Here is a 14,769-nt window from a genome sequence, read left to right on the forward strand (position 1 = left end):
TGCCTACACCAAACCTATTATATCTCAAAACCAAAATGAAACATAACAATATAAGATTTATTATTTTTATTACAATTACTTAACCAGTTCAAGATTTTCATTTAAAGGTTCCAGTTTAGGTAACATTAAATGTATAATCAATAAAATAACCAGGTATAGCATTCCAGCTACTAAGAACATCCAAAAATAGAATGAGTTACCCGTAGCATCTAAACCTTGCCCTAAAGCAAAATCAACGACCATACCCGAAAGAGCTCCAACCATTCCTCCAATTCCTACTACAGAAGCAATCGCCTTTTTAGGCATCACATCTGAAACAAGTGTAAATAGGTTAGCTGACCAAGCCTGATGTCCACCTGATGCTAAAGCGATTAAAGCAACGGCAACCCACACATTATCAGTCAAAGCTGCAAAAGAAACAGGAGCAATACAAAGCGCACAAATCAACAATGAAATTTTACGTGCTCCATTAAGTGTCCAACCTCTATTTATAAATATTTTGGATAAATAACCACCACCGATACTACCAAAATCAGCGACAATATAAATAACAACCAATGCTCCACCAAGTTCTTTGATACTATCTAAACCAAATTTTTGTTTGAAGAAAATACCTGACCAAAACATAAAAAAGAACCATACAGCATCTGTAATTTTTCCAATAGCGAAAGCCCAAGTCTGACGCAAAGGCAATACGCGTGACCATGATAGTTTCTCAGCTTCCTTTTCAGCATCTGCCTCTGATGGCTTGCAATCATGAAGAATATAAGCCAACTCTTCCTTAGAAACCTTTGGATGTACTTCTGGACGCTTATAAACCTTAAGCCAAAGAACCACCCAAATAGCACTAAAAGCAGCTGTTATCATAAAGGCAAATTGCCAATTATCACCATTTGCTGCAACCACTAAAGGAATAATGGCTGGGGCAAGAACCGCTCCAACGTTTGATCCTGCATTAAAAATACCCGTGGCAAAAGCACGATCTTTCTTTGGGAACCATTCAGCAACTGTTTTTACAGCCGCTGGAAAATTACCAGCTTCACCAATTCCAAGTCCAAATCTAGCACCAATAAAACCTATCAATGCAAATGCTGGACGAACAGCAGCGTGTAATAATCCAAAAACACTCCAAATAGCTATTGAAAGCGTATAGCCAATTCTAGTACCAAAACGGTCAATTATACCACCCATGCTGATCATACCGATAGCATAAGCCGCTTTAAAAGCCATATTGATATAACCATAATCAGCATTGGTCCAATCAAATCGATCCATTAATGTTGGTCCCAAGACTCCCATAATACTACGATCCATATAGTTAATCGTCGTAGCAAAAAAGAGCATCGCCAATATTCTATAGCGATAATTCCCTTGTGGTTTTTCCATAATTAGTTTCCTTATAAATCCTTTAAAAGAAGATTCCCTTCTTATTATCTTAGTTTCTTAATAATATCTAAAGCTCTTTTGCATGATGCTGTAATTGCAGGATAATCAAATGATCCATCCGCTTTTTTAACCATCAGTTGTGAGCCCATTCCAACGCAATGTACACCAGCATCGAACCAAGATTTTAAATTCTCTTCATCTGGTTTAACACCACCTGTTGGCATAATAGATGACCATGGGAATGGACCTTTTACAGCCTTCACAAACTCAGGACCACCTACTTGAGCACCTGGGAAGATTTTAACAACCTCAGCACCTAACTCTTCAGCGTATGATATTTCGGTAAGTGAACCACAACCTGGAGACCAGGCTACTTTACGTCGGTTACATACCTTAGCCATTTCGGCATTTAAGATAGGAGAAACCACAAAATTAGTTCCCAATTGGATGTATAAAGATGTTGTTCCTGCATCAATAACAGATCCAACGCCTAACATCATATCAGGACATTCTTTGCTTACCCACTTATTTAATTCATCAAAGGTTTGATGCGCATAATCGCCGCGATTAACAAACTCGAACAAACGAGCTCCACCATCATAACAAGCTTTTACAACCTCTTTACAAACCTCTATATCTTTATGAAAAAAAACGGGAATCATACCTGTCTCTTTCATTTTCAAAGCAACTTCTATTCTAGAAAATCTAGCCATCAGTTTTTCAATTATGAATTACGAGTTATGAATTAGAAATGCCTAATATCTAATATAAATCAGGCCTACTTTACAAATTCACAACTTATAATTCCTCATTTATAATTCATTTATCGCGCTACACGTCCAGAAGTATCACCATCCATTAATTTAGCAACTTCCTCTACGGTAACTTGATTGTAATCACCATAAATAGTATGTTTTAAACAAGATGCTGCGACTGCAAAATTTAATGCTTTTTGATCTCTATCAGGCCAGGTTAATAAGCCATAAATTAAGCCACCCATAAATGAATCACCACCACCAACACGATCAACAATATCAGTAATTTGGTAAGTGTTATTAGCTTTAATCAACTCTTCTCCATCATACAAAACACCAGACCATGAGTTATGGTTTGCATTAATTGATCCACGTAAAGTTGTAATCACTTTTTTACAACGAGGATATTGCGCCATGATTTGTTTCGAAACGGAAAGATAAGCATCTGCATCAACATGACCACCTGTCACATCAACACCCTCTGGCTTAACTCCTAAAACTTTCTCAGCATCTTCTTCATTTCCCAAAATAATGTCAGTTCCGGCAACTAACTCAGGCATAACATCTCCAGCTGTTTTCCCGTAATTCCAAAGGTTTTTACGGTAATTCAAGTCACAAGAAACGGTAATACCTCTTTCATTTGCCGCCTTGATAGCTTCCAAACAAACATCTGCAGCTCCCTGAGAAATTGCAGGTGTAATACCTGTCCAGTGAAACCAATTGACACCTTCAAAAACCTTATCCCAATCAATCATTCCCAATTCAATTTCTGAAATGGCAGAATGAGCACGATCGTATACCACCTTAGAACCACGGCTTACAGCTCCTGTTTCCAGAAAATAGATACCTAATCTATCGCCACCATATATAACATGATCCGTATTTACGCCATATTTCTTAAGATCCATTTCGCAAGCACGAGCGATATCATTTTTAGGCAGTCGAGTTACAAAATTCGATTCAATTCCATAGTTTGCCAATGATACCGCAACATTTGCTTCACCACCACCAAAAGTGGCTTTAAATTCTGATGCCTGCGAAAATCTTTCATATCCTGGTGTTGCCAATCGCAACATAATTTCTCCAAAAGTAACTACCTTATTACCCATCACTTATCTTTCTTTATATTTATTGAAATAGTTGTTATTTTACAATCACTCTTACTGGTGAACTCAACTCCTCCGATTGTGATTTCAGTAAGTTCTCAAAGTTTTTTTGCTTGCTCCAGTTCTTATTTTCAACTTCCCATGCAGCAAAAAAGTAATGTCTTGCAGACTGATTGTTTTTAATTTTTTGAGTCACAAAATGAGTTTCACCAACTGGCATATGGAAACGAGACCCCTTCATTGTTTTCTCACTCAATAAAGGTGCATCACCTGTTCTCATTTTACTATCTGTAGGAAGTAGAATTCCCATTCCCAAATAGTCTTTATTCATAGATTGGATATCATGAGTTGCAACAGCAGTATATTCACTATTAGCAACAAAATTGAAAGGTTTATTATCCTTTAGGTGACTGGTTACAATACCAATTGCTAATTCTGCTTCACTCTCTAAACCTAAAACTGTAACATCACTTTGAAACCAGTATTTACCAGCCCAAACTGTAATTTTTTCCTGAGCCTTAAGCTTCTTGCCATCAACATCCCAACTCTCAAAATTGAGTTCGAAAATTGAACGAACAGGACCACGAGATACCAATTGAAATCCCAGTGATTCGACGTTTCCTAAACGGTACAATGAATCTTGATGAAATAGAGCTAAACCACCTGCTCCCAATGAAGGACCTACATGTAACACATCCATTCCCCAATCGGACAAATGGTGGTAACTACCAACTTCCTTAGTACCAACTTTATTCATCACCATTTCAGGCGACAACTTTCCAAATAAATCTTTAGCATTTCTACAATCAAAATAATTACGAAATGCCATTATATCGTTTTCCCAACTCACACTCTCAGCTTGAAATATAACAGGCACACCTGTATATCCTCTAGGTGAAATCGCATGATCGGTACCTTCAAATCCTTCTTCAATTGATCCAACTCCCAATCGAACATTAGTTCGAACGGTATAGACAGGTGCCTCTTTGGGATCTACAAAATTAAATTTCACTTTCTTTAATTCATTAGCATCCATATCACATACAAACACTAACTCATCCCATTGTCCATCACGATCTAAATCGTCGACCTGACTTGGAATATATTCTCCTTTTTGATCAATAACTACAAGAACCTTATCTGTGGGAATATCACCTACAAACTCTTTAATGACCTCTCTTTTTATAACAATAGGCGCATCTTTTCGTGCCTGACTCATCTCATTTTTTAATTCCAGAGAAGGGCTTGAACTACATGCTTGAAGCATAGTAGCGATTACAGCAATAGCATAATAATAATGTTTCATGTTTATATTTTTATTGATCAAGACAAACAACCTACTTAATTTTTCTAACGAATCAGGATTCAAGCTTGTCTTGCAAACTCCATAAATCCATGAAATAGAAAAGGAATACGTACTCTTATACCTAGTTTGATTTATAAAAGGGACAACACCCAAGGCTAAAGTGTGTCCCCTTTTATCACTAAAACTTATTCTTCATTCGCTGGCTTACCGATAGTAGCTAAAATACCACCATCAACATAAACGATGTGTCCATTTACAAAGTCAGATGCCTTTGATGCAAGGAAAACTGCAGTTCCTGCCAAATCTTCAGGATCACCCCAACGAGCTGCTGGTGTTCTATTGATAATAAATTCATTAAATGGATGACCATCAACACGGATCGCTTCAGTTTGAGAAGTTGCAAAATAACCAGGTCCGATACCATTTGTTTGGATACCAAATTTAGCCCACTCAGTAGCCATATTCTTTGTCAACATTTTCAAACCACCCTTTGCTGATGCGTATGCACAAACATCGTTACGTCCTAGTTCACTCATCATAGAACAGATATTGATGATTTTACCTTCACGACGCTCAATCATTTTACGACCAACATATTTTCCCATAATGAAAGGACCTACTAAGTCGATATCAATCACCTGACGGTAATCCTTAACTTCCATATCCTGCATAGGAACACGTTTGATGATACCTGCATTGTTCACCAAAATACCAATAGGACCAACTTCTTTCTCGATCTGCTCAATACCAGCAATTACACCAGCTTCATCAGTTACGTCAAAAATATATCCTTTACAGTCAATTCCTTTTTTTGCATAATCAGCAATTCCTCTATCAAGGTTTTCTTTCGAAATGTCATTCACAACAATCTGCGCACCTGCTTCAGCTAATGCAGAAGCAATTGCCATTCCAATACCATGAGTTGCACCTGTTACCAAAGCAACTTTTCCATCTAACTTAAACGAATCAAGAATCATATCTATATCTTTTAAAAAACTTACAATTTATTTTATATCACAACAGCAATTGCTTAACGCAAGTCGTTGGTTTTGCAAATATCCATATCTGCATAATCCAAGTTCTCACCGCCCATACCCCAAATAAACGTATAGTTGCTTGTTCCTGCTGCCGAGTGAATCGACCAAGTTGGTGAGAAAACCGCTTCTTCATTTGCCATCCAAATGTGACGAGTTTCTTTAGGATCGCCCATGAAATGACAGATCGCTTGATCACTTGGTACTTCGAAATAGAAGTAAGCTTCCATTCTTCTACTGTGTGTATGTGCTGGCATCGTATTCCAAACACTACCTGGATGTAACTCAGTCATACCCATTTGTATTTGATTCGTTTTAATTGTATCAGATACGATTAGTTTATTAAGAGTTCTGCGATTCGAGTTCTTAGCGTCACCTAATTCAATTACAATAGCATCTTCACGGCTAACTTTTACCGTTGGGAATACCTCATGTGCAGGTGCTGAATTCAAATAAAAATGTGCTGGAGCAGAAGCATCTGAACTATTAAACACAATTTCTTTTTTTCCTTTTCCTACGTATAAAGCTTCTTTGTATTCTAACTCATACACTTCACCATCAACACTTACGCTTCCTTTTCCACCAACATTCACAACACCTAATTCTCTTCTTTCAAGAAAATATTCTGCTTTTAATGGATCAATTGTTTCCAATATTAAAGCCTTATTGGTTGGAACCGCTCCCCCTACAATCAATCTATCGTATTGTGAATAAGTCAGATTAACACTTCCTTCTTCCATAACATTCTGCACCAAATACTCATCTCTTAAACGATTCGTATCGTAACTCTTTGCATCTGCTGGATGAGTAGCATATCTCTCTTCGTACTTTAGGCTCATAGCTATCTATTTTTTATAATTTGAATAATCTGTAGTTTCCAAGAATGATTCATTTTCACTTCTTGATCGACACAAAGAAATAAAATGCAATTGAATTGTGCAATCGATTGTCTGATTTTTATTTTTATTTCCACATCCACAAGATGCTCTTATACAATCAAAGCCCCAATAAAACCACGTTCTTCAGCTATATTAAAAACTTATATATTTTTCGAGAAGACTTCAATACTGCGCAATCGTTTACCTTTTTATTCAATTTCATCATCATATCTAAAAATTATTAGCATCTTTGTACTGGAAATTCAACCAAGAGTATATAATGAAGAAAGAGAGTAACATTACCATACATGACATTGCCAAAGCACTAGGAATTTCAGGTTCTACAGTATCTCGTGCACTCAATAATAACTCGCGTATTAGTGAAAAAACTAAGACAGCTGTGCGTGATATGGCAAAAACATTAGGTTACCAGCCTAATGCCCTGGCTTCAAATTTGCGCACAAGTTGCACAAAGACCATCGGTGTTATCATTCCACGAATTAGTCGCTACTTCTTCTCTTCTGCAATTACTGGTATCGAAGAATTTGCACGAGAAAAAGGTTATAATGTTATCATCTGTCAATCAAACGATCAAGAAGAACGAGAAGCAGATTGTGTACAAACTCTTTTTGCATCACGAGTAGATGGAGTCATTTCATCTATTGCCTTAAATACAGACAATTACGATCACTACAAAACATTCACCAACAGAAACATTCCATTAGTCTTTTTTGATAGAGTTTGTGATGAATTGGAAACCAGCAAGGTGGTGGTCGATGACTTTAAAGGTGGATTTTTAGCTGCGGAACATCTAATATCAAAAGGGTGCAAACGTATTGCACACATTAGTGGCCCGCAACATTTAAACATCTACATCAATCGTCTTCAAGGCTATTTGAAAGCTCTAAGAAAGCATCATATTACTATTGATGAAGATCAAATCATAGAAAGTCCTCTTACCAGAGAAGATGGTATGGCATGTGCTAAAAGATTGCTTGAATCCTCTAATCCTCCGGATGCAATTTTCGCTGCTAATGATACAACAGCCTTAAGCATCATACTCTATGCTAAAGAAAAGGGCATCAGAATTCCAGAAGATTTAGCCATAGTCGGTTTCAGTAATGAACCTTTCTCTGAATACCTAAGTCCTTCGCTCACCACCATAGAACAATCGGGTTTCGATGTGGGACTTAAAGCGACAGAACTTCTTTTGGATATCATCCAAAACAAAACGGGTAACCGTCAGGAAACCATCGTCCTTCCAGTAAAACTAATAGAAAGAGAATCTTCAGATCGATAAAACCCTAAGACCAAACAACAAGTATCTTCTTTTGACAAGAAAAAATAAGTAAAAACAAACACTATAATTAATTAAATTTTCAAACTAAATAGCAAAACACTTCGCTTTAAGAAAACAAGGTAGAATTAGCATGTTTGAAAAACTAAATAATTGATAGGAATAGTTCAGGTTGATGTTTTACTTTACATCAAAATAATAACATCATTTTAGAAAAGTATCCGTAAAGAATCAAAGATATGTCTGAACATTATAAGTTTACCCAAAATAGAAAATGCGAATATTTCCCATGCCATAAGGTTGAGAACGAAGATGAATTCAATTGTCTGTTTTGTTTTTGCCCTCTATACATGCTGAAAGATAAATGTGGTGGCAATTTTAAATATACCAACGGTTTTAAAGATTGCAGCGAATGCACATTGCCTCACACTAAGAATTCACACAAATACGTGATGAGTAAAATGAAGATGGTGACTACAATTGCAAGCGAAAGAGATTAATCTCAATGATAATTCAAAAGCACGAATGATACATTCGTGCTTTTTTTTTACGCGTATTTCTATCCAATTAAAGCACCAATCACTGATTGCAAGTTCGATTTAAAATGCATTGAACTAGTTCGGTGCAATTGAATATTTGCTCATCCATTAAACTCAATAACGGATCCCAGTTCCTAACTCAAAACAAGGGCAAAAGCATCCGTTTTCTGAAGTCCGGGTCCTAACACAAGATTATGAATGTGTAGCAATGTTTTTTTTCATTCTGTTTTGCAATCCATTCGTACAACGAGCTTCCCATCTCATAAAATGGGTAGAGAGAAATAACCGCACTGCCGTTCTTCCTCAGGCACATAGTATTCAATTATGAATGAATAAGAAAGGAAGAGCCCAGCGGTTCTAGCGAAAAGTTTTATGGACTATTTCAAGAATCTGAATCAATTCTTATTTCTAGTCTCAATATTTCTACACTATATAATCTTAGCTCTTCAAATTCCAGCAAATATCCCCTTAATGACTGAGGAGAATTAAGGCGAAGATGAGTGGATTCATTATTATTCCCATTAGTAGTTCGGCATTTAATAAAAAGATTATAAACCTTTCCAACTTCAACAAAAAAAGTTTCTGACTGGGTGTCAATAATATTTCCATCAATATCTTTCACGAAAGCATTTACTTCTATGTTGCCAGATTCTCCATTTACGCTAAAGCTCGCTCTTAGTTCACCTCCTATCAGACTTACATCCTCATATTCATAACTATAGGTATACCCATAATTCCATACAATTTGAGGTTCTGAATCTTCAATAATATCATCATCATCATGAGAACAACTTATCATCAAAGACAAAAGTAAGAGAAGAACCACCCTGCTTATATTAATCAATTGCATTGTTAATTTATTTCTCATCGCAAATCATTTTTCCAAATTAATATTCTCAAAATCATTTGTTAATCATCTTTATTAATAAATAGTAGTGAGAAGAACTCATTCAAATTAACTTTAGGCATACATTAAAGAAACATGGAAAACAAGGTAGTTAGTTTCGTTTTGAGGCGACCATGCTACAATTTAGACCATATCCTACACATATACCAATAGTTGGATTATTTTTTTTCTAATAACCTTAAGGTTGATTTGGTGAGAATTCAATTCAATTTCCCCTAATAGTTGAAAATCGTTGATGAATCACTTTTTTCTTGTGTTTAAGTACATTCAGTGCAAATAGATATACTAGTAAAAGTTTTTGACTCTTTTTTCAAGTGCAATACTACAGATCGAGATGTCGTTATGAATATTTAAACAGTGAATAGGTTGGTGTGGATCAAAAACTCTCACATTAGAAATCACTTTTACTAGTCCTAAATAAACGTTACAGACTATTTTTCTTGAGGTAATCCCAAAAGAAATTCGGGACTAGGGTTCGTAAGGATCAATCCGAATTATCCCGGATCACCAGTAAAAGTTGGATCTAATTCTATAATTACTCAAATGTTTTTATTAAACACAATAAGAAAGACTCAATATCTAAAACTCCTTTCAAAGAAGATCAAGAGAGATTTCTGGGTATAGGTGAATAATCTTACTTTGTTAAAATAGGAAGAATTTCACTTTCATCAATTCTTGGGAAATTTGTTTCACTGCAAAATCAGATTCATAATACAAACTTTTTTTTTATTTACTTTTCCTTGATGAAAAGTAACAAAAATCAATGGCTCCGGCACTCAGTGACCCATCACGGTTCAAAGGCTAAACAGACTGAACTCGTTCGTACCTAACTCAAACAGCATTCTGTTTTTAACGCCTTTTTCACCTATGGGGCCCCACTTGCACTGCCGAGGCCAGATTTAAAATCCGTCTCACAATCTTAATCATATTTTTATCAGAAAGTTTTGGGCGGGCTTTGTCAGCCTGCCGTGAGGCGTGCTAATTTTGTTTCCACATTGAGAAAACAAGGATCAGGCTGACTTGATTTTTGATTCGCGAACTAAAATATAAGGGTGCTCATATGCCCTCCGGGGGAGCTTACTTTTTATCTAAGAAACGAGCGAAGTGAGTTCATGAACACCCGTATTATAATGAGTGAATAAAAAAGTATGAGCCCAGCGGCTCTAGCGAAAGATTTAAAATAGAATCCAAAATATATGCTTAATTAGAACGATTCCTTAACCAGAACTAGAAAATGAATGTGATCCATTATCCCCGGGCTCTCAGCTCAAAATTTTGGGAATAAAAAAAAGGATCAACACTTTCGTATTGATCCTTTTTGTGCGGATGAAGGGACTCGAACCCCCACGCCTTTCGGCACTAGATCCTAAGTCTAGCGCGGCTACCAATTACGCCACATCCGCGTTTCTCCTAATTGCGATGCAAAGATGGTGTATTTTTTATTAACTCCAAGCTTTTTTTTAATAAAAACATCATAGAAGTCAATGTTTACAGTCTGTACGGAGTGAATCGATTGAACTTCAAATGCTAAGGAGTTTTAATTATTTGATATTTTTTTTCAGAATAGTGCCGAACAAGTCGATTCATGTTGTCGGTTCCGTATGAATCGTTTATTTTGGACTAAAATCTTCAAAGGTATTGCATAAAAAAACCCGACAAAGAATTTACTAAGTCGGGTGATGATAGAGTTTCTCGATAGTAATCCTGACAGACGCAAACAAAATCTAATCTAGAGTATCGGGATTGATCTCTTTTTATTCCTTCAAATTTATTTCTCAAAAGCTCTCTCCACTTCAAAAGTCTTATCTATATTTGTTCCACTTAAGAATAAACAAGATAAATAGCATTGAAAACACCCAAACAATACCAATTCATTATACAATTAGGAAGAGCTTTACACATCTACGGTGTACCTTCTTACAAAATCCAAATCTATCTTTCTGAAGTCGCTAAAACGAAAGGGATACGAGGTAGTTTTATGGATACACCTACATGGATTAACTATGTTTTTTATAGTGAGAATGAGGATGAATCCTATAACCATATAGAAAGTGTTTCTCCGGGTGGATTAAACCTGGGAGCCTTATCCAGATCAGTGGAAATTACAGACCAGGTTTTGGCTGATCAAATTGATTTTGACGAAGCAAGTCTGCAACTTCGAATGGTATATAAACAAAGTAAGACGGTTAATCACCTGATCTTAACACTGGCTTTTGCATTAGGTGCAGGCTCCTTTAGTTTACTTTTGGGTACCAATTGGATTTCTTGTCTTGTGGCAAGTCTTATGGGCATTGTGGTTTATAGCCTGACCTACTTGAGCTTAAGATCTCAATTCGTCAACAACACGCTTGAGGCCTTGGCTGCCTTTGTGGTGACCATACTCATTGGCTTATTATCCCTATGGCTTCCTAATTTAAACATACCACTTACGATATTGTCAGCCATTATCATTTTCATTCCTGGTTTAGCCATAACAACAGCACTCGAAGAGATTACATACAAAAGTCTCGTATCAGGTTCGGCAAAACTATTCGATGCATCGATATCGCTCTTCAAGCAATTCTTTGGAACTATTTTAGGTTTATCAGTACTCCCATTGTTCTGTGATATCAATATCAACTCGGCCATATCGAATATGCCACAATGGACCAGTTATCTGGGAATTCCTTTGCTAGCGATCTGTCTTTTACCCATTTTTCAGGTGAGACGAAAAGATATGATATATGGCATTATGACCAGTATCATCAGCTATAGCGTAACAGTGCTTCTATCCTTTACAGGTATTCTTATCAGCACCTTCATAGGAAGTATTACAGTTGTCTTGGTGAGTCATCTTTTCTCATATATTACAAAATCTCCTCGCCATGTTTTTATTACTCAGGGAATCATTATGCTGGTACCTGGAAGCAAAGCTTTCATGGGCATCAGTACAGTATTTTTAGGCTCCCCCATAGAAAATGCTGGAAATCTGGGTTCACAAGTAGCCTATATCCTAATGGGAGTTGTTGGCGGCTTATTATTCTCAGGAAGTTTTAACACCAAATAGAGACAAATAACTAATGTTAATAACTTATTATTGAAATTCTGCAAATAATAACTATTTTTGCTTACTAGAATTATCACTTCAAATAAATCAATGATAGATAATACTGAGAATTATTTTGACGATGATGCTCTTGAATCGATAGACAGATTCGAAACTATGCTCAAGACTAACAAGCCATGCTACTTCGATGTACATGAGTTTGAGAACCTCGTCGACCACTATCTTGAAAACAGCAAATTGGCTAAAGCGAACCAAGCTTCAGAATTAGCCTTAGCACAACACCCCTCTTCTATTTCATTACAACTAAAACAAGCACAAGTGCTTATTAGCAGAGGAGAAGAGATTAAAGCGCTTACGATTCTCAAAAAACTGAGGAAAATAGAAAGCACAAATAAGAACATTTACATCCTTATTGGGAATATTTATAACATCCTTAAAAAACCTCAAAACGCTAAAATCCAATTCGACATTGCCTTGGATTTGTGTTACGATGATAAGGAAGATTTATTATACAGCATAGCTGTTTCTTTTGAGCATTTAGGCTTATATGAAATGGCTCTTCCCTATTTTATAGAAGTTCATCAATTAGATCCTGAAGATCCTGAGATTCTTTTTGAGATTGCGTATTGTTACGAAAAAATGCAACATGATGAGGAAAGCATTAAAGCTTATAAGGCTTATCTAGAGCTTGATCCATTTTCAGACAATGCCTGGTACAATCTAGGAATTCTTTATAACAGAAACGATATGAGTCTTAAGTCTGTAGAGGCTTACGACTTCTGTATTGCCATAAACGAAAAGCATAGCAAAGCCTATTTTAATAAGGCCAATGCTCTAGCTCTATGTGATAATTTCGAAGAAGCCATCAAGAGCTATATCGAATATCTTGAATTCGAAGATGATCATGCCTCCACTTATTCTTATATCGGAGAATGCTTCGAAAAGCTTGAAGAGTTCGATCAAGCAATGATTTATTACGAGAATGCCATCAAAGAGGATGAAAAATTTTCTGATCCTTGGTTTGGTATGGGCTTAATTCTTCTTTATCAGGATAAAATTGATGAAAGCTTAATCTATCTTAATGAAGCTAAAAGTCTAGAAGATACAAATCCAGATTATTGGTTTGCATTAGGATCGGCCTATTCTCGTCAACCAGAAGCTCAAAAAGCAGTACATTGTTTCCGTGAGGCTATCAACTTAGACCCTTATGATCCAACTTATGCCATCACTCTGGCTGAGTTCTATCATCAAAATAATAAAGAAGAAGCTGCCATTGACGTTTTACTTGAAAGTTTAGGCTGTTGTCCTGAGGATGTTCAACTTCAGAATAACCTCGCGGCTTATTATATGTTAGCAGCTGACACAAATGCTGCTGAACACTATCTCCGTAAAGCAATGGCAAACCCAGAGAATAAAATTGAAGATATTTTCATTCAATTCCCTGAACTGGAAAACAACAACAAATTCAAACAAATTATAAAAGCTAATCAATAGAATTAGCTTTTTTTTAGGTCTTGTATTTTCCACTAGGCATAAATACGTCTCAGACCGACTAATAAATTAAGAATATGACCCGATCAATAAAAGACTATAGTATTATTGCCATCAAAGGCATGGGAATGGGAGCTGCTGATGTGGTACCTGGCGTTTCTGGTGGAACGATTGCATTTATAACGGGTATTTACGAAGAACTTATTGAAAGTATCAAGTCGATTAACCTGAGTTCAATTAAGCTGTTGTTAAATTTTAAGCTCGCTGATTTTTGGAAAGCTGTAAACGGTAACTTTTTGTTATCAATCGTTATTGGTATTGCAATCAGTTTCTTGTCTCTGGCAAAACTCATAAAGTACCTCTTAGAACAACACCCTATCTTAATCTGGTCTTTCTTTTTTGGCTTAATTGTCGCTTCGGCCCTCGTTATTGCAAAGAAAATAACCGAATGGAAATTACGTAGTATCATAGCTATGATAGTTGGAATCGGGCTTGCCTATATGGTTACTGTTGTTACGCCTGCAGAAACGACCAACGCTTATTGGTTTCTTTTTCTATCAGGAGCGCTCGCAATTTGTGCTATGATTTTACCAGGTATTTCTGGTGCTTTTATCCTTTTGCTATTAGGTAAATACGCATTTGTTTTAAATGCTCTAAGCAGCTTTAAGCTAGATATTATTGCCGTTGTTGGTGCAGGAGCCGTAGTCGGTTTATTAAGTTTCTCAAATCTATTAAGCTGGTTATTGAGAAAATATCACAATATGACTATTGCCTTACTTTCAGGCTTTATGATTGGCTCATTGAATAAAGTATGGCCATGGAAACAAACAGTCTCAACTTTTATCGATCGTCATGGAGTAGAAAAATCCTTAGATACAAATAATGTTTTACCACAAACTTTTGAAAGTATATCTGGGCAGAATGCCAATCTAATATTTGCCATTGGACTTGCAATTCTGGGTTTCATCGTCATCATCATTATGGATAAGTACAGTCCTGAATCAGAAAAATAATAGGATGATGT

12 protein-coding genes and 1 tRNA gene are annotated in these 14,769 nt (G+C 36.2%); 5 read left to right on the top strand and 8 right to left on the bottom strand.

Features of this window, described 5'->3' with window-relative positions; all coding sequences use genetic code 11:
• Window positions 1-75: 75 nt before the first annotated feature.
• The 6 genes from ACXR6G_RS07185 to kduI form a co-directional block, all read right to left on the bottom strand.
• A complete protein-coding gene (locus ACXR6G_RS07185) occupies window positions 76-1,386 on the bottom strand; it encodes an MFS transporter (RefSeq protein WP_458360735.1) in 1,311 nt (436 codons plus the stop codon).
• A gap of 44 nt (window positions 1,387-1,430) precedes the next feature.
• Window positions 1,431-2,099 carry a bifunctional 4-hydroxy-2-oxoglutarate aldolase/2-dehydro-3-deoxy-phosphogluconate aldolase gene (locus tag ACXR6G_RS07190; RefSeq protein WP_458360736.1) on the bottom strand — a complete coding sequence of 223 codons (669 nt, stop codon included), beginning with the start codon at window positions 2,097-2,099 and terminating at the stop codon, window positions 1,431-1,433.
• A gap of 110 nt (window positions 2,100-2,209) precedes the next feature.
• Window positions 2,210-3,250, bottom strand: coding sequence for a PfkB family carbohydrate kinase (locus tag ACXR6G_RS07195; RefSeq protein ID WP_458360737.1), 1,041 nt, complete (start codon window positions 3,248-3,250; stop codon window positions 2,210-2,212).
• Window positions 3,251-3,284: 34 nt separating this feature from the next.
• Entirely contained in the window at window positions 3,285-4,553 is a 1,269-nt protein-coding gene (locus ACXR6G_RS07200) for a DUF4861 domain-containing protein (RefSeq protein ID WP_458360738.1), read from the bottom strand.
• 185 nt (window positions 4,554-4,738) lie between these two features.
• Window positions 4,739-5,530: a gluconate 5-dehydrogenase gene (locus ACXR6G_RS07205; protein ID WP_458360739.1), complete on the bottom strand. Its 792-nt coding sequence runs from the start codon at window positions 5,528-5,530 to the stop codon at window positions 4,739-4,741.
• A gap of 53 nt (window positions 5,531-5,583) precedes the next feature.
• Window positions 5,584-6,426: a 5-dehydro-4-deoxy-D-glucuronate isomerase gene (gene kduI / locus ACXR6G_RS07210; protein WP_458360740.1), complete on the bottom strand. Its 843-nt coding sequence runs from the start codon at window positions 6,424-6,426 to the stop codon at window positions 5,584-5,586.
• A gap of 319 nt (window positions 6,427-6,745) precedes the next feature.
• Here kduI and ACXR6G_RS07215 point away from each other — a divergent pair, with 319 nt between their 5' ends.
• Both ACXR6G_RS07215 and ACXR6G_RS07220 read left to right on the top strand, forming a co-directional pair.
• Window positions 6,746-7,765, top strand: a complete 1,020-nt coding sequence (locus tag ACXR6G_RS07215; RefSeq protein ID WP_458360741.1) for a LacI family DNA-binding transcriptional regulator — start codon at window positions 6,746-6,748, stop codon at window positions 7,763-7,765.
• A gap of 236 nt (window positions 7,766-8,001) precedes the next feature.
• Entirely contained in the window at window positions 8,002-8,262 is a 261-nt protein-coding gene (locus tag ACXR6G_RS07220; protein WP_458360742.1) for a cysteine-rich small domain-containing protein, read from the top strand.
• A gap of 421 nt (window positions 8,263-8,683) precedes the next feature.
• Here the strand turns inward: ACXR6G_RS07220 and ACXR6G_RS07225 are convergent, their stop codons facing one another.
• Both ACXR6G_RS07225 and ACXR6G_RS07230 read right to left on the bottom strand, forming a co-directional pair.
• Window positions 8,684-9,169: a hypothetical protein gene (locus tag ACXR6G_RS07225; RefSeq protein ID WP_458360743.1), complete on the bottom strand. Its 486-nt coding sequence runs from the start codon at window positions 9,167-9,169 to the stop codon at window positions 8,684-8,686.
• A gap of 1,360 nt (window positions 9,170-10,529) precedes the next feature.
• Window positions 10,530-10,611: transfer RNA gene (locus tag ACXR6G_RS07230), tRNA-Leu, on the bottom strand.
• 443 nt (window positions 10,612-11,054) lie between these two features.
• On the opposite strand from ACXR6G_RS07230, the gene ACXR6G_RS07235 reads away from it, so the two are divergent.
• The 3 genes from ACXR6G_RS07235 (at window position 11,055) to ACXR6G_RS07245 (ending at window position 14,758) form a co-directional block, all read left to right on the top strand.
• The gene (locus ACXR6G_RS07235) at window positions 11,055-12,254 is read left to right on the top strand and encodes a threonine/serine ThrE exporter family protein (RefSeq protein ID WP_458360744.1); all 1,200 of its coding nucleotides are present in this window, start codon (window positions 11,055-11,057) and stop codon (window positions 12,252-12,254) included.
• Between the two features lie 90 nt (window positions 12,255-12,344).
• Complete coding sequence (locus ACXR6G_RS07240) at window positions 12,345-13,748, top strand: tetratricopeptide repeat protein (protein ID WP_458360745.1); 1,404 nt, start codon at window positions 12,345-12,347, stop codon at window positions 13,746-13,748.
• A 74-nt stretch (window positions 13,749-13,822) separates the two neighbouring features.
• Complete coding sequence (locus tag ACXR6G_RS07245) at window positions 13,823-14,758, top strand: DUF368 domain-containing protein (protein WP_458360746.1); 936 nt, start codon at window positions 13,823-13,825, stop codon at window positions 14,756-14,758.
• Window positions 14,759-14,769: the final 11 nt, after the last annotated feature.

The sequence above is a fragment of the Ancylomarina sp. YFZ004 genome (genome assembly GCF_054254355.1).

What these genes read in the sequence shown, in the direction of transcription:
- ACXR6G_RS07245 (WP_458360746.1), top strand. Translation starts at nt 13,823, where the DNA reads ATGACCCGATCAATAAAAGACTATAGTATTATTGCCATCAAAGGCATG.
- ACXR6G_RS07215 (WP_458360741.1), top strand. Translation starts at nt 6,746, where the DNA reads ATGAAGAAAGAGAGTAACATTACCATACATGACATTGCCAAAGCACTA.
- ACXR6G_RS07185 (WP_458360735.1), bottom strand. Translation starts at nt 1,386, where the DNA reads ATGGAAAAACCACAAGGGAATTATCGCTATAGAATATTGGCGATGCTC.
- ACXR6G_RS07200 (WP_458360738.1), bottom strand. Translation starts at nt 4,553, where the DNA reads ATGAAACATTATTATTATGCTATTGCTGTAATCGCTACTATGCTTCAA.
- ACXR6G_RS07205 (WP_458360739.1), bottom strand. Translation starts at nt 5,530, where the DNA reads ATGATTCTTGATTCGTTTAAGTTAGATGGAAAAGTTGCTTTGGTAACA.
- ACXR6G_RS07195 (WP_458360737.1), bottom strand. Translation starts at nt 3,250, where the DNA reads ATGGGTAATAAGGTAGTTACTTTTGGAGAAATTATGTTGCGATTGGCA.
- ACXR6G_RS07240 (WP_458360745.1), top strand. Translation starts at nt 12,345, where the DNA reads ATGATAGATAATACTGAGAATTATTTTGACGATGATGCTCTTGAATCG.
- kduI (WP_458360740.1), bottom strand. Translation starts at nt 6,426, where the DNA reads ATGAGCCTAAAGTACGAAGAGAGATATGCTACTCATCCAGCAGATGCA.
- ACXR6G_RS07190 (WP_458360736.1), bottom strand. Translation starts at nt 2,099, where the DNA reads ATGGCTAGATTTTCTAGAATAGAAGTTGCTTTGAAAATGAAAGAGACA.
- ACXR6G_RS07225 (WP_458360743.1), bottom strand. Translation starts at nt 9,169, where the DNA reads ATGAGAAATAAATTAACAATGCAATTGATTAATATAAGCAGGGTGGTT.
- ACXR6G_RS07220 (WP_458360742.1), top strand. Translation starts at nt 8,002, where the DNA reads ATGTCTGAACATTATAAGTTTACCCAAAATAGAAAATGCGAATATTTC.